This window comes from Enterobacter sp. PL_is514 (genome assembly GCF_055816715.1).
In genome coordinates, this window is sequence record NZ_JBVPGN010000027.1 from 292,003 (window position 1) to 312,145 (window position 20,143).

Sequence of the window (20,143 nt, forward strand, 5' to 3'; positions counted from 1 at the left end):
CGCCTGCCTGTTTTAGGTTGGATACATGCGTAAAGGAAAGTTAAGCAGTGATGCGCCATTCGGGACATTGTTAGGCTATGCGCCCGGTGGCGTGGCGATTTACTCTTCAAATTACGGCAGTCTGGACCCGCGCAACTACCCGCAAGACGCGGATTTTCGCAGCTATATTGGCAACGAATACATGGGCCACAAGTGGCAGTGCGTTGAGTTTGCCCGCCGTTTCCTGTTTCTCAACTATGGCTTCGTGTTTACCGACGTCGGCATGGCGTGGGAGATCTTCTCCCTGCGCTTTTTGCGTCAGGTGGTGAACGATAACATCCTGCCCCTTCAGGCTTTTGCTAATGGCTCAAAACGCGCGCCGCGCGCCGGGGCGCTGCTGATCTGGCAAAAGGGCGGCGAGTTTCACGAGACCGGCCACGTGGCGGTGATCACCCAGCTTCTGGACGATAAGGTGCGTATCGCCGAGCAGAACGTGATTCACTCTCCGCTGCCGCTCGGGCAGCAATGGACGCGCGAGCTGCGTCTGAGCGTGGAGAACGGGTGTTATACGATCCATGACACTTTCAACGACACGGAGATCCTCGGCTGGATGATCCAGACCGACGACACGGAACACAGCATTCCCCAGCCGGAAATCGACGGCGAACTGCTGAAAATCAGCGGCGCGCGGCTGAAAAACAGGCGTCAGTTCGACGGAAAATGGCTTAACGAAAATGACGCATTGCAGCAGGCGTATATCCGCGCCAACGGCCATGTGATCAACAAAGATCCCTGCCAGTACTTCACCATTACCAAAAGCGCCGAGCAGGAGCTGATCAAGGCCACCAACGAACTGCACCTGATGTACCTGCACGCGACGGACAAGGTGCTGAAAGACGACAGTCTGCTGGCGCTTTTCGACATCCCGAAAATCCTCTGGCCGCGCCTGCGCCTCTCCTGGCAGTGGCGTCGTCACCATATGATCACCGGTCGTATGGATTTCTGCATGGATGAGCGCGGGATCAAGGTCTACGAGTACAACGCGGATTCCGCCTCCTGCCATACCGAGGGCGGGCTGATTCTCGAAGAGTGGGTGAAAAACGGCTATCGCGGCAACGGGCATAACCCGGCGGAAGGGCTGCTGGAAGAGCTGACCGGCGCCTGGAAGCACAGCCACGCGCGGCCGTTTGTCCACATCATGCAGGACAACGATGTCGAAGAGGACTATCACGCGCTCTTTATCCAGCGTTCGCTGATGCAGGCCGGGTTTGAAACCAAAATCCTGCACGGGCTGGGGGCGCTGAGCTGGGATGCCGCCGGACAGCTGATTGACGACGAAGGTCGCCACGTCAACTGCGTGTGGAAAACCTGGGCGTGGGAGACGGCGATAGAGCAGATCCGCGAGGTCAGCGAAACCGAATACGCCGCCGTGCCGATCCGGACCGGACATCCTGAAGGCGAGGTGCGCCTGATTGACGTCCTGCTGCGCCCGGAGGTGCTGGTCTTTGAACCGCTGTGGACCGTCATTCCCGGCAACAAGGCGATTCTCCCGGTACTGTGGCAGCTGTTCCCGAACCACCGTTACCTGCTCGACACCGATTTTGAGGTTAACGATCTGCTGAAGCAGACCGGCTATGCCGTCAAGCCGATTGCCGGACGCTGCGGCAGCAATATCGACCTGATTAGCGCCCAGGACGAACTGCTGGATAAATCCAGCGGCAAGTTTGTCGACCGTAAAAACATCTACCAGCAGCTGTGGTGCCTGCCGAAGGTCGACGGCAAGTACATTCAGGTCTGCACCTTCACCGTGGGCGGGAACTACGGGGGTACCTGCCTGCGCGGCGATGACTCGCTGGTGGTGAAGAAAGAGAGCGATATCGAGCCGCTGATTGTGGTGAAAGATAAGTAGTTGACTCCCGCGAGAAAAAAGCCCCCGCTGGGTATCCTGCGGGGGCTTTTCGTTACTGTTCTTCCTCTTCCTGTCCGTTGATCTTCAGATCGATGATGCGGCCAATCTGGTCATGATAGACCGTCAGCAGGTTGTACTGGCTCATCTCGGAGATGATCTGCGGTGAGACATTAAAGCTGCGGGCCAGCTCCTCCTGGTGAAAATAGCCCGGCTGACGCCGCCTCACGTGGGCGCGGCGGCGGTTGTACTGATACCACAAAATCAGCAGCCAGCCGTTGAGCGCGGCGAACAGTAAATAGATCAACACCGTATTAAAGGACGCAATAATGACGCCCCAGCGGTGGTCGCTCTCATCGGTGAGCTGCATCCAGAGCCGGGCATACAGGAAAAACAGAAAGCCTCCCCACGCCACCAGCGTTAACGCGGCATCGAAAACACGTGGCAATAGCCGATGTTCGGTCAAAATTAAGGTATTTTCGTTCATTGAATGCTTCCTTTTCCCCGGTCCGGACTGATCCAGCGCGCGCGGGCACGCTGGCGTTTAAGCATGACTTTTGGAAATGCGACGAGGGTGGTGAACAGGCCAATCATCCAGTACACCATCGGGAACCAGATCACCCAGAAAAGCGAGCTGGCTACCTTCCGTTCATAGCGCCTCTCGATGTACAAACTGACCAGGAACTGCAACAGGCACATCACCCCCAGCAGCAGCCCGGTAAACTCCGGTGGAAAGAGGCTCTCCACGGTCAGCCTGGCAGGAACAGGGGCGATATGGCTGAGGATAAATAACAGCACCGTCATCGCGTACGCGAAGGCCCACAGCGTTGACAGGGCATACTCAAGAAACAGGGGCCACATGCGGTGATGCTCCCAGCGCACAATCCTGCGCAGGTTGACCAGAAACACCTCCGCGCCGCCCTGGGCCCAGCGCAGACGCTGTTTCCACAGGCCCTTGAGCGTCTCCGGCATCAGGATCCAGCACAGCGCCCGCGGCTCGAAAAAAATATCCCAGTGGCGCAGCTGGAGCTTCCAGCTGATGTCGATGTCTTCGGTGATCATGTCCGGGCTCCAGTACCCGACGTCCGCCAGCGCCTGTCGGCGAAAGGCGGCGATAACGCCCGAGACGGTAAAGACCCGGCCATAGATCCGCTGCGTCCGCTTGATGAGCCCAATAATCGATGAGAACTCGCCCACCTGGATGCGACCAATCAGCGTGGAGCGCGTGCGAATACGCGGATTGCCGGTGACCGCCCCGACGTGGGGATACTGAATCAGCGGTGCCACCAGATACGCTGCCGTATCGCGATCGAGCAGGGCGTCACCGTCAATGCAGACCAGCAGATCGCCCCGGGCCGCCGCTGCCCCGGCTTTGAGCGCCAGCGCCTTCCCCTGGTTCTCCGCGAGGTTAATCACCCGCAGGCGCGGATGTTCCTGCGCCAGAGCCTGCAATACCTCCGCCGTGTTGTCAGAGGAGCCGTCGTTGATGGCGATAACTTCTATATTTTCATACCGCTGATCCAGCGCGGCGCTGATGGTCTCCCGGGCATTTCGTCCCTCGTTAAAGCAGGGGATCAGAATGGAGATGAGCGGCTTACCGGCGAGCGTCGGGGCGGGCGTGTCTTTATCCCACGACCAGTGGCGTTCAAGCTGAAACCAGAAATAGAGCCCGCCGGTTATCCAGAGCACGGACATGAACAGCGGCCAGAAGAACACAAAATCCAGAATCAGCTCGCCGGTAAAGAGGGCGGCCACGCCTAACGGCAACCCGAATACCAGACATAGAATAGAAAAGGCGATAATGCGATCAGTCATTGTCAGGGTACCAGTACGAAGAAAATACAGGCCTGATACGTGAGATATCAGGTTGGTTGTTGATGAAATCATCGGGGTAGTAGCCGTAGTTTTTGACGCCGTTCAGCTGGAGCACGCGCATCCACTGTGCCAGCTGGCTGTCGGAAACGGCGCGCGGCGGTTGCTTATCCCAGTCTCTGGCCTGCAGCTCGAAAATGGTTTTATCGAGCGCGCCGGGACGCGTGGCGACCGCTTTAACCAGACGCGTCAGCCAGGCATCGCTTTCGTCTACCGGGACGGACTCCATCAACGGCATGGCCATCGGCACCGTCCAGTCATACTCCGCCAGAAAATCGTCAAGATTCTGCGCGAACCACGCCTCGCTTTCGGGCTGCAGAATGGGTAAGGCGAACATATTGCGCGCGGTTTTTATCTGCGGGCCACGGATATGCTTCACCGCCAGGCTCAGGGCGTGGGTAAACCCGATAAGCAGTTGGCTCTTCTGGCGAGTCGTGTCCTGCCCGGCATCGTCCACGTCCGTCAGCACCGCATCGTCATGAAACAAAATCCCATTGAAGCTGGCATAGCGGGACAGATCTTCATAGATGTCCGTCACCTGCTGGCGCACCTGCGGGTCCCACGGGGAGAGCCGGATATAGGGCTCGGTGGCCTCGCTCAGTTGGCCTGTCTGGCGATCCCGGCGCTGCACGCGCGGCAGAGCAGGATCGAGATCGAACGAGAGCACCGGCATCCACGCGAAGACTTTCACGCCCGCGCGGGTTTGCAGCTGCCAGGAGACAAAATTAAAGAGATCGGCCCGGACCGGCAGCTGGCGGTTGGGAAAATAGAGTGCCTTGATCCTGCCGTCGCCCTGCGGGTCGGCAAACGCCTGCAGGAAAACATGGCTGATTTTCATGTCGTAGACCCGCTGGATCAGCCTGTTGATATTTTGGGTCTGCTGGGCCGGATCGGGATCGTAAACGTAGTCGAGATCGACGTGCATGACGCGCACGGGCTCGCGCTCCTGAACCTGGCTTACCGTACTGGCAAACGCCTTGAGGGAGGGATTACCGGCGATCAGCAGACGAGGGATGTTCCCCAGCTCCTGCACGTTCCCCAGCCCGTCTTCAAGGGTAAAGGCCAGCTGATAACCCTGCTGTCTGGCGATCGCAAGCGACGTACCGTTAGCAGCACCGTAGGGCCAGACCCAGGCGCGCGGCGCCTTGCCCGTCACCTGCGTGATTTTTTCGGTCACTTTACGAACGTCATCGCCGATCCGCTGGTTGAACTGTTGGTCGGTTTCATAGCGGCCCGTGGCTTTATCATAAAAGCGATTGGCGATCGCCGGTTCGCGGCTGCCCTGCGGGTTGGCCGGAATGCCGTAATGCGAGGCCCAGGTATGCGATCCAATCTCAATCAGCGGGGACTGGCTGAGCTCGCGCACCATGTCCCACGTCGCGAAGCGATCGCGGGGCGTCATCAGGCCGCCGAAGTTAACTTTTTGATTTTCCGGCGTATCCACCCAGCTGCCCACCGGCGCCCACAGCGCAGGAACGTTCCACGCCTGAAGCAGCGGCCAGACGCGGGTGTAAAAGCTGCTGTAGCCGTCGTCAAAGCTGAGCAGAACGGCTTTGGGCGGCAGCGTTTTTTTCCCGTCATGGGCATCCAGGATGTCCTGCACGCTGATGACGTGATAGCCGTTGTGCAGCAGCCAGCTTATCTGCTCGTTTAACGCGCTGGTACGTACGGAGAGGTAGCGCTGATCGGCGGCATCGTCTTCGACGTCGTGGTAGGCCAGTACCAGAAACTGGTTCTGCGGCCAGGGTTTGCTCGCCTCCAGCTGTGGCCGCGCGTTGGGCGCAATAAACGAAAATGCCTGCGCGCAAACGCTCGCGCTGAGGCAGAGCCAGCCGATGAGTATCAGGCTCACGGAAAAACGTGTGTTCATCATCATCATCCTTAAAAGCGTAAATTCGCATCAAACGTGACGGAGAGGTTGCTCTCGCGTTTGCCGTCGTAAGGGCGCTTGTCCCAGTTCAGCATCACGCCGGTGTCCATGACGTTGTTCCACTGAACGCGTTGTCCGTAACCCAGCAGGGTGATGGCGCCAGCGGACTGATTTTTCTGCCAGTAGCCGCCGCCACCCGCCACGAACTGCTGGCTCCAGAGGGTGTCGTAATGGCGATACATTTCATGGTCGATGGACAGGGCGGCCGTCACGGACAGGTCCCGTGCCGGGTTGTAATAGAGCGTGTCGTGCAGGCTGTTTTTACTGGCGGCGATCCCTGGTTCGAGATCCAGCGTCAGGGACGGGGTCTGCCAGAGACGCTCCTTACCCGTGAGGGTGTATTCCTGACGGCGGTTATGGTCTGAGAAGCGGCTGAGGGCGGCGCTGAACTGGTACTCACGGCGCTCGTTTTGATACCAGCGCACCCCGCCTTCACCCCGGTTGGCGCTAATTCCGTTGCGTAACGCCCGCAGGGGGGTGGTGCGCGACAGGCGTTCAAGGTTGCCGCTGACCTGCCAGTTATCCGTCAGAACGTACGAGGTTGAGAGGCGAGCGCCCGGCTTGTTTGCCCCGTGATAGCGGTTGCTGGAGAGCTCGGCTTCGAGCTGGAGGTCGCGTGGCCGCCATTCGACGCCGCCCAACAGGTGACGGCTGGTGCCTTTGCCTTCTTCGAAATTACTCTGCGCATAGCGGGTGCCGGCAAACAGCCGCCAGTTATCCGCTACGGGCGGGCCATAGAGCGTGGCGTCCCAGTTGAGGTCGTGCGTCCCGCTGACGGGGTTATCGGAGTGCAAGCCCTTGCTCGCGTTGAGGCGCAGTTCGGACATGTGGTGGACGATGCGTAGCCTGTCCAGACGCCTTGCGCTGCGATCGACGGGCGTGCGGGTGATGACGTCATCGGCCAGTAAATCCATCTGCCGCCACTCCTGTAGATCCATGGCGACGTAAGCCTGCTGCTGCTCAAGTTCCAGATTCGAGGGCTCCAGTGCCTCCGCCATTTTCAGCGTTTGCTCGGCCGCGCGCGGCAGACCCCGCGCCTGAAGCAGCGTGGCGTAGTCAATCTGTAATCCCTGATTGCCCGGTGCCGTTGTCGCCAGATGGTGCGCCAGCTTTTCGGCTTCCGGCAGGGCATTCGTCGCCAGCAAATAGTTAAAACGGAGCGACTGCCCGGTAAGCCACAGATCGTTAGGCTGAGGGGTAGGTGAGCCGAAATCGTAACGGGTCCAGGGGACGTTGCGGGTCTGGCGCTCTGCATACCGGCGGGCGGACGGATACTCTCCCGTATCCAGCCAGGCGTAGAAAAGCGCGTGCTCCTCGTCCTGCGGGTCGGAAGCGTATTGCGGATAGCGTTGCAGAAGCGAGAAGGTGGCAGCCGCGTTTTTCTCCTGCAGGTACGCGGAGATCACCCAGCCGATTGCCCAGCCCGGCACCGGATGCTGGGCTGCCGTCAGATCCTGATATTCGCTGATGACCCGCGGGTAATCACCATGGGCGTACAGCGCGCCGAGCCGGTCGATACGCGCAAGGATGATGTCTTCCGCCGCCTGCGGCTCGCGTTGCCAGCGAGCAAGCAGCGCGCCGTAACGATTCAGCGCAGATTGCGCAAGCTGCAGGCGCTCCTTTTCTGTTCGGCCAGGCACATCGGCAAGGCGAACGCTTTCGGCTGCGGCATTCAGCTCAAGGCGACGACGCTCTGCGGGGGACAGCGCCACCTTTTGTGAAAGAAGGAGCGCGGGGGTATTGACCCGGTTATCCGTTAGCGCATCAATCAGCTCCCTGAGGAGCGTTTTATTCTCAGGTGCGATATTCAGCGCGCGCGTGTCTGCTAAGAGCCGATCCCAGCTTTTTCCCTGGCGTAACCAGACATACGCCAGCGTCTGAAGATGCGCCTGAGAGGGATTTTCCGCCACCAGCCGCCGGGCTTCCTGCAGGGCAAGCGTATCTTTGCGGGCATCGGCCAGGGTTTTGATATAGCCGATACGATAATCGTCGTTATCCGGCGCAAGGCTGCGCGCCTTTTCCCAGAGCGCCAGGGCGGGCTGCCACGCCTTTTGATTTCGCCTGGATTGCGCGACAGCCGCAACGCCACGGGCGGGTAGCGGCATATAAATGCTGTAGCGCTGCCAGACCTGAATAACCTCGTCATCATGACCTGCCCAGGCCGCCACCTGTAACCAGTCCGCGACGTGTTCAGGCGTCAGGGCATGCTGCTGCTGATAACGCTGAAGATAATCGAGAAACGACGTGTAATTACCGTTACGCGCCTGTTGAATCTGTTGCTCATAAACGGATTCCGTAGCCTGAACCAGAACAGGAAAGAGTAATAACAGAAACAATAATGTTGGGGTGCGATAAAAGAATAATGTACTGAAGCTAAGTGATCTTTCCATATCTATTTGCCATTTGTTTATCATGAATCCATTGCATAACACGGCCGCCTTTAAGCTCAGCGTAAAAGGCCATAAATGAGAACATTAAATCTGAATGCAGTGATGTTACGGGGTACTTACTTAAAGGTAATTATGGATCCTCATCTCAGTAGACTGGATGGGAGGTAATGTACACCTGATATGTTGCCGGATAAATATGCTGAAAAGCGGCTGAGTAGTTTTGAGATAATTCTGGAATGAGCAGGTTTTAATGATTATTGTGAATTGAGAGCTTAATCGTAACTATCTGAAATAAAATGATTTTATTTTTATTGTGACAGTTTTGTATATATTTTTAGTGACGTTTATCCGCCTCAATTAAAGTACTTTCTGGTGCATGTTTGGGAAGTTTCATGACAAAAATTCTTAATGTTTAGAGAAGTGACTTTTCTGCGATTGTTTTTTATTTATAATTAATGGCAGACATTGAATGATAGTCTACAGGAAGTCTTACTCATCAATGTCTGTATTGAGGGATGTCCAAAGCCAGAATACATTTATCGTTAATATAACAGCGCTATAAAACGAAGGCGGCCTTCTTTCTGAAGGATCGTTCTTGCTTTAATCTAAAAGGGATGGTTAGTGGCAACTTCAATAGTGTTAGTGACTCAGGATCGCTACCTTGTCAGAGGAATGCGGATATTTTTTCCGGATATTATCCTGCTCGATTCGATTGACAGAAACATATTTGATAACGGTGCAGATGAATATTCTGTATTGATTGATAGTCGTTGTCCGCTCCGTTTATATGATTACCTGATACGCCATCCGGCCAGAACGAAAAAAACAATCTGCTGCGTTATGCTTGATATGCGTCACCGCGAGGAGAATCTGCTCAGTATGAAGCTGTTTATGAACACGTCGCTTACTGCGCCGGATATGGCCTCGCTGTTTAACCTGGTGCTCAATATGAAGGGCAGGCGCCTGACCACGAAGTGGCTGCTGAATTTACGGCTGAGCACGCACGAAGCGATCATGCTGCGCTTGCTGAGGGCAGGGATGTCGATGGAAGCCATTGCCGATGAGCTGAATACGTCGGTGAAAAGCCTCTACCGCAAACGAACGGCGCTCTCGGAACGCCTGGGGGCGGAGAACTTTAATGAGGCGTGTTTGTTTATTTTTAAAAACAAACTGCTGGACGCAGGTGGGAACGATCCCTAGGTTGGGGAGAGATCAAAAGCAAAATTGCGGGCGGTATTCTGAGCTTTGAGAATGCTGGATGAGGACAACTTCCTGGCCTTGGGTTTGGATTTACTCTGGCTCAAAACGACACAAGGACGTTGTCATGGACACGATTGAAGAGTCTGGTCACCGCTACTGTGTAGCATATCTTCAAATATTTGATTTAAATAAAAATTTTACAAATATCGTCAAGGAGCGATTTATCCGTCAAATTAAGTTAAACTTCGTCACAGGTTTCAGTGAGTTATGGGACGGATGGCAGAATGACGAGCGAAGAAGCACTTTTAAAATCAGGTTTTAGTAAACGAGATCTTCAAAAGCTAAAAAACAATATCGAGAATTACGGTGGTTCGTTTGATAGCGTAACTCATGATCTGGCCAATCGTTTTAAGGCAATGAAGTGGATAACTATTATTGCCTTTATCATACTGGCTTTAACTCTTTTACTTGCATCCAGGGATACAAGTCTGACACTTGCGCTCACGTTATTGATTGTACTCCCTTTTATCTGGTATATAACGCCAGCAAAACTTGGCTACAAATCCTGGCGTTATCGTAAAATGCTGACTAATTCTGGGACGGATCGCTGACGGACAACAGATCAAAAATAATCTTAGCTTTGACCCCATAACCAGCAATTTTCATTGTAAGCTGCGGGCGGCTCAGTGTGCTCACCTTTCGGTAATAGTCTGTGGGCATATAACGAAACAGTCGCCAGGTACCTGGTCGCCGCAACAAGCCAAAAATGGTATAAGCGTTAGCGGCCAGTGAAATTGATTTGTAGACACCTAACCCGTTCTCACGACTAAAGCCCATAAACTCAGCTGTAGACATCGCGGCATCCGCGACCAGCCCTTCACTGGTAGTGTTGTTCGTTGCGTAGCGAGCCACTTCTTTACTGATGCTGTTTGCCCCGTCAGTAACCAGAACCGCACCAGCAAGGACCCCGAGAGGGGTCATAGTGCCAATAAGGGTAAATCCTGCGGCTATTTCAGCACCGGCCAGGACAACACTAACTGCCGAGATAACATACCCAACAATTTTGTTATTCTCTCGGATGAACTCGACTTTAGCGTAAAGCTTCGCTGCCTTAGTTCGTAATAAACGAGCTTGTTCCAGAAGGTTATAGTTTTCTTCTCTAAGTTTTTTAACGCATTCCATGCATTCTTCATCTGATTTAGCCCGACGAGCTAACGTAAACTGTTGTTCTATGAGGTCCCGAATTTCCTGAATAAACTTCATTCGAGTCAGACCATCGCTGAGATGAAAAGCCGACAGAGTGTTGGCTGTATTTACCAGTTTTCTGGCTTCCATATTCACCATCGTTTCCGCCCAGGCTTTATTTCTTCCACCTGATTGCATCATGTTAAGCAATGCTGCATCCATTGTAATTCCTCTCAATTGCTTTACCGGCATTTGTTTAGACTGATAAACGGCTCCCTCTGACAGCCATGCGTGCCAACGCATGGACAATATAGTAGCAATGTAGTTACGGGGTCTGAAGCAGAAGTCGCTTTTTACAGCTTCGCTCCTCGGCCTGATTTGTTGCTGGTGCTCACATATGTTGTGCCACTCCTGCTCCAGTGAATAGCTGTCCTACATATCTGAAAGCAATCTTTGCACTTTCGATAAAGCCGGATGACGGGGAGAGCCCCTATCCTGTTGAGTAATTTACTCATTTCGCTGAGTGGTTGGCGGGGTCAGTCCATGTTGAGGGCAGGGATGTTAATGGAGGAGGTTGCAGGCGAGCTGAATACGTCGGTGAAAAGTCTCTATCGTAAACGGACGGCGCTCTCGGAACGGCTGGGGGCGGAGAATTTTAATGAGGCGTGTTTGTTTATCTTCAAAAACAAACTGCTGGGCGCAGGTAGGAACGATCCCTGGGTTGGGGAGAGACCAAAAGCATAAAACTGTCTTGCGGGCGCTATTCTGAGTTTTAAGAAAAATGGACGGTGACAGCATCCTTGTTTCAGATATGGATTTACTCTGGCTCAAAACGAGAGAAAGGACGCTGTAATGGACACGGTTGAAGAGTCTGGTGGAACATATTTCTATCACGGTAATGCTAACGTAACAGCGCAGGAGCTATTTTTGCTCATATTTGCTGAAGGTCTTGCAAATCATATAGGGGTGACGGTTGAGACTGCTGCAACCATTTTGGCTGGGCAACCCCTTCTGCCTAAGCGAAAGGTCCTGGGTGCATCCGGATCACGGACAAGTATTGCCTCGAAAGTGGCGCGGCGTATTTTAAAGGGAGCACGTTTCCCCGATGGCATAAGGGTCGAAACCACCATTGGTATGGGTAAGACACGTCTAACAAACAAGGTCGGGGCAGCAGTAGGGCGGGCGGTTCCGTATGTTGGCTATACTCAGGCGGTGATTATTTTTATTACGGTTGCCAGAGAAACGAGAAGCAAGTACAACCTCATCGCGCGACCTAAAGATCGTATTGCCTGGACATACTTCTGATGTTGCTTCCTGATGAGCAAGAATTACTAGATTACATCACTGAGAATTATAGTGACCGTAAAACTCCGGCAAGGAAAGAATGGACCTTCCAGGAGCATTTCAATCTCGTACCAGAAGATCTTGAGGACATGCTGCTTGACCTTTTCACCCGGTATGGAATTGAATATAGCAACTTTGTGATGGACCATTATTTTGAACCGGAGCTGTATTGGTTTCAGTTTCGGCTCAGAAAAAAATTCCGCGATCGGCAGTACAAGCCGCTAAATCTCGAAATGATTATTGAGTCGGCAAAAGCGGGGCGCTGGCTATATGACTAAGGGGCTGAAAGCCCCTTATGATGTTTACGCCGATTGACGCTCGTTCCATGCATCACTAAAGATGATGTTCCCATCGTTATGCTTCCAGGTGATTTCTCATACTTGAGTTCGAAGGTTTCCATAGGGTTTTCGTTAGGGTTATCGCCTGTAGTCATCGCAGGGAAATCGATACTATCCTGACGTCTTCAGACAACATGTTGAAATACTCTTCTCCAAGGCCAGAGTAATTTATCCGATACTACTTTATCTCAGCTGATGACAGGTTTTGACCTGTCGCAACGGCTTTGTAGAGGTATGGGCTTGAACAATCGAATTCCTTAATGATCAACATAGGTGAGTGCATTCGCGTACCGGTTATTTTACCGGTTGCGTTATCTGTTGGGATAACAAGGTTATGATGAAAACCTTTCACTTCAATGCTGCATTCTCTGTGTTGAACATCAACTCCGCCTTTAATCAACGCGCCACCATCGTCCTTCAGCCATAGATAAGCCGGTATAGCCATTCGAATATTCCTTCCTTTTTGCGTGTGGATCTCCATCCTGCTTTCGCAGACCATTCGGGCAAGCGTATACGCGTAGCTGGTATAGAAGTTCAAAACAGATCATGTTTACGGCCTGTCTTTGTTTTTTTAAGACAATGACTTGTTATTTTTTAATCAAAAATTAAAAGGAAGTCTGACGCTGGAAGCGTAATACTATGTCAGTGATTGGCTGTATGAGCTGCTGGACTAGCGCAAAAGCAAAAACCCGCCACGAGGGCGGGTTCTTTAAATAGTGGTGCCCGGACTCGGAATCGAACCAAGGACACGGGGATTTTCAATCCCCTGCTCTACCGACTGAGCTATCCGGGCAACGGGGCGCATTAAACCCGATCTGCCCGGTGGCGTCAACGAAAAATGTTGTTTTCGTTACAGACTGCGCAATCTCTCACCATTTCGCCGCATCCTTAAGCGAAAAAGTGCGTCCAGAGTGCGGAGAGCGGCATGGCGAGCAGCAGTGCGGGCAGCATGTTCACCACGGCAAACATCTTAATCCCACAGATACGCAGCCCGGTAGCCAGCAGCAGCAGGCCGCCGACGGCGGTAAAGTCTGCCATCATCGCTGGCGTGGTGAGCGGAAGAATCAACGTGGCGCAGGTAGCCAGTGCCAGCTGGATCAGCAGCATCGGGACGCAAATCGCCGCCACGGCGACGCCAAGAGTAGTGGCGAAAATGGTGGCGGTGAAGAAATCAAGAAACGCCTTCGCAATCAATATGCTCGGGTCGCCAGTCATTCCTTCCTGCATCGAACCGAAAATCCCGGTGCCGCTGGCGCAAAACAGAATGATGATGGCGACATAGTTCTGAATAAACGTCTCGTGCGTGCCGTGTTTCGCCTTGCCGCCGGGTCGGGCAATCAGGTTTTTGGCTTTACTCACCGCGCCGTTAATGCCTTTTTCCAGATAGCAGAACTCGCCAATCAGCGCGCCGAGCAGGGTGGCCAGCACCATCACCGGCAGGTTGGCGCATTTGACCACCAACAGAATACCGATCCCTAACGATGCCAGGCCGAATATCGAGGGCATGGAGGTGCGAATCCGCTCCGGCAACCGCTGGCTCAGCACGGCGCCGAGTACGCCGCCCAGCAATACGGCTCCTGCGTTGATAAATGGCCCGATAACCAAAGTTAACTCCTGTTATTTAATCATTGATATTGCATTATTATGGCACGTCAGGCCTGCGCGAGCCTTAGCTTTGGGTGGTTTCGTGCATACTGATTCCTTCTTGCACCTCAAAATAAAAGGTGACATTATTGCGCGAATTTTCTCCTCCCTGTCTCACCGCTCGGTGAGGGTAACTGCGCCTATGAAAACCATGAAAATTGCCGTCAGCCGCGAGCTGGTCTCCACCGTGTCTACGCACCGCGAAAAGGTGACGCTGGACAGCACGGATTTTACCGATGTGGCGGCCGTCGTCATCACAACAGCTGAAAGTCGCAGCGGCATTCTTGCACTGCTGAAACGTACGGGCTTTAAGCTACCGGTGTTTATTTTCTCTCAGGAGCCAACGGACGTACCTGACGGTGCCACCGCGGTCATCTCGGGTAAAGCTCAGGAGTTTCTGGAACTGGAGACTGCTGCCAGCCATTACGAAGAGAACCTGCTGCCGCCGTTTTTCGACACCCTGAGCCAGTATGTGGAGATGGGCAACAGCACTTTTGCCTGTCCAGGCCACCAGCACGGCGCCTTTTTCAAAAAACACCCGGCAGGGCGGCAGTTCTATGATTTCTTCGGTGAGAACGTGTTTCGCGCCGACATGTGCAATGCCGACGTGAAGTTGGGCGATCTGCTGATCCACGAAGGGTCCGCCAAGCACGCGCAAAAGTTCGCGGCGAAAGTGTTCAACGCGGATAAAACCTACTTCGTGCTGAACGGAACGTCGGCGGCCAACAAGGTAGTGACCAACGCGCTGCTCACCCGCGGCGACCTGGTGCTGTTCGACCGCAACAACCATAAATCTAACCACCACGGGGCGCTGATCCAGGCGGGTGCCACGCCGGTTTATCTGGAGGCTGCACGTAACCCGTTTGGCTTTATTGGCGGGATTGACGAGCACTGCTTTGACGACGCGTATCTGCGGGACCTGATCCGCGAGGCGGCGCCGGAGAAAGCCGACGAGGCGCGTCCGTTCCGCCTGGCGATCATTCAGCTCGGCACCTACGATGGGACGATCTACAACGCCCGTCAGGTGATCGACAAGATCGGCCATCTGTGCGACTACATCCTCTTTGACTCCGCCTGGGTGGGCTACGAGCAGTTTATTCCGATGATGGCGGCAACGTCCCCGCTGTTGCTGGAGTTGAACGAGAACGATCCGGGCATTTTTGTGACCCAGTCGGTGCACAAACAGCAGGCCGGGTTTTCACAAACGTCGCAGATCCATAAAAAGGATAACCACATCCGCGGTCAGGCGCGTTTCTGCCCGCACAAGCGGCTGAACAACGCCTTTATGCTGCATGCCTCCACCAGCCCGTTTTACCCGCTGTTCGCCGCGCTGGATGTGAATGCCAAGATCCACGAAGGGGAAAGCGGGCGCAGGCTGTGGGCCGAGTGCGTTGAGCTGGGGATTGAGGCGCGTAAGGCAATCATTGCCAACTGTCATATGATCAAACCGTTTATCCCACCGGTGGTGGCGGGGCGACCGTGGCAGGATCATCCGACGCACGCCATTGCCAGCGAGCTGCGCTTCTTCAGCTTTGAGCCGGGGGCCAAATGGCACGGGTTTGAGGGCTATGCTCACGAGCAGTACTTTGTCGACCCGTGCAAGCTGCTGCTGACCACGCCGGGTATCGATGCCGAAACCGGGGAGTACACCGATTTCGGGATCCCGGCGACGATTCTGGCGCACTACCTGCGCGAAAACGGCATCGTGCCGGAGAAATGCGACCTCAACTCGATCCTGTTCCTGCTGACGCCTGCCGAAAGCAGCGAGAAGCTGGCGCAGCTGGTGGCGATGCTGGGCCAGTTTGAACAGCATATTGAAGACGACACGCCGCTGGCGGACGTGCTGCCGACGATCTTCCAGAAATACCCGGTGCGCTACCGGGATTACACCCTTCGCCAGCTGTGCCAGGAGATGCACGATCTCTACGTCAGCTTTGACGTCAAGGATCTGCAGAAGGCGATGTTCCGCAAGGAGAGCCTGCCGGAGGTGGTGATGAACCCGCAGGATGCCAATCAGGTGTATATTCGCGGAGAGGTGGAGCTGGTTCGCATACGGGATGCCGAAGGGCGAATTGCGGCCGAAGGAGCGCTGCCCTATCCGCCGGGCGTGCTGTGCGTGGTGCCGGGTGAAGTCTGGGGCGGGGCGGTACAGCGTTACTTCCTGGCGCTGGAGGAGGGGATCAACCTGCTGCCGGGCTTCTCGCCGGAGCTGCAGGGGGTTTACAGCGAGAAGGATGCTGACGGGATCAAGCGGCTGTATGGGTATGTGTTGAGATAGTGCGGGCTGCAGCCCTCACCCTAACCCTCTCCCACAGGGAGAGGGAACCTTTCATCAAATCGCGCTACGCTTGTACATCCTCCTCGGATGCCCAATCTTGCCGTACAGCATCTCCACCGTCAGAAAACCCGCCTCCACGCAGTGTTCCAGATAGCGCCGGGTGGTGGTTTTGCTTAATCCCGTTTCGCTCACCACTTCATCCACGGTAAAGCAGTGCGTTGCCTTGTCGTTAAACAGCGACTGCACCCGCGCCAGCGTATTTTCCTCAATACCCTTGCTGCCGTTGTCCTGGCGGTAGTTTTTCGCCTGTAGCTGATACAGCGAATCGACGTTCTGCTGGTCGACAATCTTCCAGACCCGCTGCTGTTCGGCAAACTGCACAAACCGCTCCAGCGACTGGCTGAGCCGTTTCCAGGAGACGGGTTTGAGGATGTAGTCGAACGCGCCGTTGCGGATCGCCTGGCTGCAGGTATCCATATCGCTGGCGGCGGTTATAAAAATCACCGAGCAGTTGGCGCGGGCCAGCATGGGGTTATTGATCAGCGAGATCCCTTTGCCGTCCGGCAGATAGTTATCCAGCAGCACCAGCTGCGGCTGTTTGTTTGCAAGTTCTGCCTGAGCCGCAGCCAGCGACGAGGCAATGCCCACCAGCCTCAGTCGCGGATGTTTGCTTATCAGCTCCGCGTGCAGTTGCGCCAGCTCGTTCTCGTCTTCAACAATCAGTACGTCGATAAGTTCATGTTGCATAGTCGGTGTCTTCCAGTTGCCGGGCGGTTCCCGTGGCCGGGATAAACAAGGAGAAAATGGCGCCGCGCGGGGTATTATCGGCAACTTCTATCGCGCCGCCAGCCTGTGTGACATAGCTTTCGATCAGATACAGGCCAATCCCATGATCGCCGCGTGTTTTGGTGGTGATGCCGCGTTCAAAGATCCGGTCACGGATCTCCGGTGTAATGCCAACGCCCTGGTCGGCGACTTCAATAATCAGCTCCTGGTCGCTGAGTTTTATCAGCACTTCTACCGGCGCATGGGGAAGCGGCGATCGCTGCGTCGCTTCGATGGCGTTATCCAGCAGGTTGCCAATAATTGAAATCAGCTCTTGCTCCCCTAACGGCAGGAACGGCCTGTCCAGCCGACATGCCGGGTCGAAACTCAGTTCGACGCCTTTCTCCCGCGCGCGGGCGGCTTTCCCCAGCAGCAGGCCGCACAGGGTCGGGGAGCTGAAGCGCGAAGAGATAAAGTCCAGCAGCTCCTGGGCATGCTCCGACTGCGCCTGAATGTAGCCAATGGCTTCCTCATAGCGGCCCATATGCAGCAGGCCGGAGAGCGTGGTCATTCGGTTTAACTGCTCATGGCGCATAATACGCAGGTTATCGACATAGCGTTTTACCTGGCTGAGCTGGGCGCTCAGCGAGTCGATTTCGTTGCGATCGCGGAAGGTGATCACCCACCCCTGCAGCGACCCCTCAAGCATGATGTGCACCCGGCTGGCAATTACCGTGAGATCGTTAAAACGGCAAATCTCGTCATGGGTATCTTTCGCCAGCATCGTCTGCGTGTCGAAGAACGGGACCGGATCGATAACCTGGCTTATCAGCTGCCCGCGCAGCTCACGGGCCGGCTGGCTCAGACCCAGCAGCTTGCGCGCCGCCTGGTTGATCACTTCAATCCGCCGCCGATCGTCAATGGCAATCACCCCTTCATAAATAGACTCCATTAACGCCTTCTGCTGGCGCACCAGCAGCCCGATTTCTCGCGGCTCAAGAGAGAAGATCTGCTTCTTGATGCTGCGAGTAAAGAACCAGGAGAAGATAAAGAGAGCGATCAGCAGCAGCACGGCGGCAATCAGGATATTGACCACCTTACTGACGGTAATGGTGTCCAGGTAGCTGGTGAGATAGCCGACCGAAACAATGCCGACCACCTGTCCGGCAGCGTTGAAGATGGGGGCCTTACTGCGCAGCGAAATACCCAACCCGCCTTTGCGAATGGTGGTGGTGCTTTTACCCTGCAATACGGCTTCGTTGTCTCCGCCAACCAGGGTTGTGCCCACTCTGTCGGCAAAGACGGAGTGAAAAAGATGCTGACCCTTATTATCACCAATCACAATAAAGCTGGCGTCACTGTGCGCAGAAATCTTCTGCATAAAATCATGGATGGCGCTGATATTTTTTTGTTCAACTTCATTACGCAATGTCGGAATAAGCGCAATTTCTTCAGCCTGTATTTTGGCTCGCGTACTCATTTCCTGATATAGCTGTTTCCCGACGTCGGCATAATAATATCCGCCCAGTAACGCAAAAAGTACTGAGAAAAAGGCAACCAGCGAAATAAACAACTTGATCTGGAAAGAGACTTTCATAACTATCACGCAAGGTAGCAGCAAAGATCGCCAATATATCATCTTTTTTCACGCGGACGCCCGCTTTGCCGAAAACTTGTGATCCCTTGCACAGCGGGCGCTGTAAAAGCGTTATCCTAAAGTCTGCCGTGCCTCTGGCTGCATGAACAAATGTTATTTGTTTGTTCGATTCGGAAAAGAAACCATAAAAACCACGCTAATAAATAAGGTGTAAATCACATTAAATAAAAGAAACCATTAAAACCATAGCTGCCATTAAAACTTCGCTTTTAATATGCCATTCCTCACATAAAGTAAGCCTTTGTGACTCTAAGCTGAACGCACAAAATAACCAAGGGGCTTATTATGAGCACAACTGACGATTCTTTCTCTGTTACCCACGACCCGATTGAAATTCAGCGACCTTCGCTCAAAGAGCGTTGGTGGCATATTATGGATACCTGGAAAATTGGGATTATTCCTCTGCCGCTGTTCGTTCTGGCGGGCGCGCTGATCGCGATTGATTGCCTGGGCGGAAAACTGCCGAGCGATATCGTGGTGATGGTGGCAACGCTGGCCTTCTTCGGCTTTGCCTGCGGCGAGTTTGGCAAACGCCTGCCGATTGTCGGCAAGCTCGGCGCGGCGGCGATTTGCGCCACCTTTATTCCTTCCGCGCTGGTCTATTACGGCCTGCTGCCGGACGTGGTGGTCGAGTCCACCACCAAGTTCTACAAATCCACCAACATTCTCTATCTCTATATCTGCTGCATTATTGTCGGCAGCATCATGAGCATGAACCGCACGGTGCTGATTCAGGGCTTCCTGCGCATCTTCTTCCCGATGCTGTGCGGCGAAATCGTCGGCATGCTGGTGGGGATGGGCGTCGGCCTGGCGCTGGGTCTTGAGCCGTTCCAGATCTTCTTCTTTATCATTCTGCCTATTATGGCGGGCGGCGTCGGGGAAGGGGCGATCCCGCTTTCCATCGGCTATGCCACCTTACTGCACATGGACCAGGGCGTGGCGCTCGGCCGCGTGTTGCCGATGGTGATGCTCGGCGGTCTGACAGCGATCATCATCTCCGGCTGCCTGAACCAGCTCGGTAAACGCTTCCCGCACCTGACCGGTGAAGGCCAGCTGATGCCTAACCGCGCCAATGCCGATACCACCGTCTCTCAGCCTGCGTTCTCCGGCAAAGCGGATGTGACCACTATCGCCTCCGGCGCGCTGCTGGCGGTGCTGCTCTATATGCTGGGCATGCTCGGCCACAAGCTGATTGGTCTGCCTGCTCCGGTCGGCATGCTGTTTATGGCGGTGCTGGTGAAGCTCTGCAACGGCGCCTCTCCACGCCTGCTGGAAGGTTCTCAGGTGGTGTACAAATTCTTCCAGACTTCTGTGACCTACCCGATCCTCTTCGCCGTTGGCGTGGCCATCACCCCATGGCATGAACTGGTGGCGGCGTTCACCGTCAGCAACCTGCTGGTGATTGTCAGCACCGTTTCTGCACTGGTCGCCACCGGCTTCTTCGTCGGCAAAAAGATTGGTATGCACCCGATTGATGTCGCCATCGTCTCCTGCTGCCAGAGCGGCCAGGGCGGTACCGGCGACGTGGCGATCCTGACCGCAGGCAACCGCATGAGCCTGATGCCGTTCGCCCAGATTGCTACCCGTATCGGCGGGGCGATTAACGTCTCTGTCTCACTGCTGATTCTGGGCAACTTCCTCGTTTAAGTTTTCAG

General features: G+C 54.6%; 15 protein-coding genes, 1 tRNA gene and 2 pseudogenes. 8 read left to right on the top strand and 10 right to left on the bottom strand.

Features of this window, described 5'->3' with window-relative positions; translation table 11 throughout:
* Positions 1-25 precede the first annotated feature (25 nt).
* A complete protein-coding gene (gene gss / locus AC0TNG_RS05555) occupies positions 26-1,888 on the top strand; it encodes a bifunctional glutathionylspermidine amidase/synthase (protein ID WP_090418652.1) in 1,863 nt (620 codons plus the stop codon).
* A 52-nt stretch (positions 1,889-1,940) separates the two neighbouring features.
* On the opposite strand, the gene pgaD is transcribed toward gss, so the two are convergent.
* The 4 genes from pgaD to pgaA are packed head-to-tail and all read right to left on the bottom strand — an operon-like array spanning position 1,941 to position 8,077.
* The gene (pgaD, locus tag AC0TNG_RS05560) at positions 1,941-2,372 is read right to left on the bottom strand and encodes a poly-beta-1,6-N-acetyl-D-glucosamine biosynthesis protein PgaD (RefSeq protein ID WP_090418649.1); all 432 of its coding nucleotides are present in this window, start codon (positions 2,370-2,372) and stop codon (positions 1,941-1,943) included.
* Entirely contained in the window at positions 2,369-3,700 is a 1,332-nt protein-coding gene (gene pgaC, locus AC0TNG_RS05565; protein WP_048990458.1) for a poly-beta-1,6-N-acetyl-D-glucosamine synthase, read from the bottom strand. Before pgaC ends, pgaD begins: the two co-directional genes overlap by 4 nt.
* A complete protein-coding gene (pgaB, locus tag AC0TNG_RS05570) occupies positions 3,693-5,630 on the bottom strand; it encodes a poly-beta-1,6-N-acetyl-D-glucosamine N-deacetylase PgaB (protein ID WP_473713199.1) in 1,938 nt (645 codons plus the stop codon). The genes pgaC and pgaB overlap by 8 nt, the downstream gene beginning before the upstream one ends.
* A gap of 8 nt (positions 5,631-5,638) precedes the next feature.
* The gene (gene pgaA, locus AC0TNG_RS05575) at positions 5,639-8,077 is read right to left on the bottom strand and encodes a poly-beta-1,6 N-acetyl-D-glucosamine export porin PgaA (RefSeq protein WP_473713198.1); all 2,439 of its coding nucleotides are present in this window, start codon (positions 8,075-8,077) and stop codon (positions 5,639-5,641) included.
* 672 nt (positions 8,078-8,749) lie between these two features.
* On the opposite strand from pgaA, the gene AC0TNG_RS05580 reads away from it, so the two are divergent.
* The gene (locus AC0TNG_RS05580) at positions 8,750-9,277 is read left to right on the top strand and encodes a helix-turn-helix domain-containing protein (protein ID WP_048990453.1); all 528 of its coding nucleotides are present in this window, start codon (positions 8,750-8,752) and stop codon (positions 9,275-9,277) included.
* A 284-nt stretch (positions 9,278-9,561) separates the two neighbouring features.
* On the top strand, positions 9,562-9,888 hold the full coding sequence (locus AC0TNG_RS05585) for a hypothetical protein (RefSeq protein ID WP_071994442.1): 327 nt from the start codon (positions 9,562-9,564) through the stop codon (positions 9,886-9,888).
* Here AC0TNG_RS05585 and AC0TNG_RS05590 read toward each other — a convergent pair.
* Entirely contained in the window at positions 9,866-10,684 is an 819-nt protein-coding gene (locus AC0TNG_RS05590) for a DUF4225 domain-containing protein (protein ID WP_024906534.1), read from the bottom strand. The genes AC0TNG_RS05585 and AC0TNG_RS05590 overlap by 23 nt on opposite strands.
* Positions 10,685-11,005: 321 nt before the next feature.
* Here AC0TNG_RS05590 and AC0TNG_RS05595 point away from each other — a divergent pair.
* The 3 genes and pseudogenes from AC0TNG_RS05595 to AC0TNG_RS05605 all read left to right on the top strand — a co-directional run.
* A pseudogene (locus AC0TNG_RS05595) lies at positions 11,006-11,206 on the top strand (hypothetical protein); the annotation flags it as partial.
* Between the two features lie 108 nt (positions 11,207-11,314).
* Positions 11,315-11,767, top strand: coding sequence for an STM2901 family protein (locus tag AC0TNG_RS05600; RefSeq protein ID WP_024906536.1), 453 nt, complete (start codon positions 11,315-11,317; stop codon positions 11,765-11,767).
* The gene (locus AC0TNG_RS05605) at positions 11,767-12,084 is read left to right on the top strand and encodes a DUF1493 family protein (RefSeq protein ID WP_024906537.1); all 318 of its coding nucleotides are present in this window, start codon (positions 11,767-11,769) and stop codon (positions 12,082-12,084) included. Before AC0TNG_RS05600 ends, AC0TNG_RS05605 begins: the two co-directional genes overlap by 1 nt.
* Positions 12,085-12,108: 24 nt before the next feature.
* On the opposite strand, the pseudogene AC0TNG_RS05610 reads toward AC0TNG_RS05605, so the two are convergent.
* The 3 genes and pseudogenes from AC0TNG_RS05610 to AC0TNG_RS05620 all read right to left on the bottom strand — a co-directional run bounded on the left by AC0TNG_RS05610 (position 12,109) and on the right by AC0TNG_RS05620 (position 13,749).
* A pseudogene (locus AC0TNG_RS05610) lies at positions 12,109-12,589 on the bottom strand (Hcp family type VI secretion system effector).
* 272 nt (positions 12,590-12,861) lie between these two features.
* A tRNA-Phe gene (locus AC0TNG_RS05615) sits at positions 12,862-12,937 on the bottom strand.
* 95 nt (positions 12,938-13,032) lie between these two features.
* A complete protein-coding gene (locus tag AC0TNG_RS05620) occupies positions 13,033-13,749 on the bottom strand; it encodes a DUF554 domain-containing protein (protein WP_267217292.1) in 717 nt (238 codons plus the stop codon).
* A 181-nt stretch (positions 13,750-13,930) separates the two neighbouring features.
* Between AC0TNG_RS05620 and AC0TNG_RS05625 the strand changes: the two genes are divergently transcribed.
* Positions 13,931-16,066: an ornithine decarboxylase gene (locus tag AC0TNG_RS05625; protein WP_473713197.1), complete on the top strand. Its 2,136-nt coding sequence runs from the start codon at positions 13,931-13,933 to the stop codon at positions 16,064-16,066.
* 54 nt (positions 16,067-16,120) lie between these two features.
* On the opposite strand, the gene AC0TNG_RS05630 is transcribed toward AC0TNG_RS05625, so the two are convergent.
* On the bottom strand, positions 16,121-16,813 hold the full coding sequence (locus AC0TNG_RS05630; RefSeq protein ID WP_061714488.1) for a response regulator: 693 nt from the start codon (positions 16,811-16,813) through the stop codon (positions 16,121-16,123).
* Positions 16,803-18,428 carry an ATP-binding protein gene (locus tag AC0TNG_RS05635; protein ID WP_024906542.1) on the bottom strand — a complete coding sequence of 542 codons (1,626 nt, stop codon included), beginning with the start codon at positions 18,426-18,428 and terminating at the stop codon, positions 16,803-16,805. Before AC0TNG_RS05635 ends, AC0TNG_RS05630 begins: the two co-directional genes overlap by 11 nt.
* 345 nt (positions 18,429-18,773) lie before the next feature.
* Here AC0TNG_RS05635 and AC0TNG_RS05640 point away from each other — a divergent pair, with 345 nt between their 5' ends.
* The gene (locus AC0TNG_RS05640; RefSeq protein WP_032650157.1) at positions 18,774-20,135 is read left to right on the top strand and encodes a 2-hydroxycarboxylate transporter family protein; all 1,362 of its coding nucleotides are present in this window, start codon (positions 18,774-18,776) and stop codon (positions 20,133-20,135) included.
* Positions 20,136-20,143: the final 8 nt, after the last annotated feature.

What these genes read in the sequence shown, in the direction of transcription:
- gss (WP_090418652.1), top strand. Translation starts at nt 26, where the DNA reads ATGCGTAAAGGAAAGTTAAGCAGTGATGCGCCATTCGGGACATTGTTA.
- pgaD (WP_090418649.1), bottom strand. Translation starts at nt 2,372, where the DNA reads ATGAACGAAAATACCTTAATTTTGACCGAACATCGGCTATTGCCACGT.
- pgaC (WP_048990458.1), bottom strand. Translation starts at nt 3,700, where the DNA reads ATGACTGATCGCATTATCGCCTTTTCTATTCTATGTCTGGTATTCGGG.
- pgaB (WP_473713199.1), bottom strand. Translation starts at nt 5,630, where the DNA reads ATGATGAACACACGTTTTTCCGTGAGCCTGATACTCATCGGCTGGCTC.
- pgaA (WP_473713198.1), bottom strand. Translation starts at nt 8,077, where the DNA reads ATGGAAAGATCACTTAGCTTCAGTACATTATTCTTTTATCGCACCCCA.
- AC0TNG_RS05580 (WP_048990453.1), top strand. Translation starts at nt 8,750, where the DNA reads ATGCGGATATTTTTTCCGGATATTATCCTGCTCGATTCGATTGACAGA.
- AC0TNG_RS05585 (WP_071994442.1), top strand. Translation starts at nt 9,562, where the DNA reads ATGACGAGCGAAGAAGCACTTTTAAAATCAGGTTTTAGTAAACGAGAT.
- AC0TNG_RS05590 (WP_024906534.1), bottom strand. Translation starts at nt 10,684, where the DNA reads ATGGATGCAGCATTGCTTAACATGATGCAATCAGGTGGAAGAAATAAA.
- AC0TNG_RS05600 (WP_024906536.1), top strand. Translation starts at nt 11,315, where the DNA reads ATGGACACGGTTGAAGAGTCTGGTGGAACATATTTCTATCACGGTAAT.
- AC0TNG_RS05605 (WP_024906537.1), top strand. Translation starts at nt 11,767, where the DNA reads ATGTTGCTTCCTGATGAGCAAGAATTACTAGATTACATCACTGAGAAT.
- AC0TNG_RS05625 (WP_473713197.1), top strand. Translation starts at nt 13,931, where the DNA reads ATGAAAACCATGAAAATTGCCGTCAGCCGCGAGCTGGTCTCCACCGTG.
- AC0TNG_RS05630 (WP_061714488.1), bottom strand. Translation starts at nt 16,813, where the DNA reads ATGCAACATGAACTTATCGACGTACTGATTGTTGAAGACGAGAACGAG.
- AC0TNG_RS05635 (WP_024906542.1), bottom strand. Translation starts at nt 18,428, where the DNA reads ATGAAAGTCTCTTTCCAGATCAAGTTGTTTATTTCGCTGGTTGCCTTT.
- AC0TNG_RS05640 (WP_032650157.1), top strand. Translation starts at nt 18,774, where the DNA reads ATGAGCACAACTGACGATTCTTTCTCTGTTACCCACGACCCGATTGAA.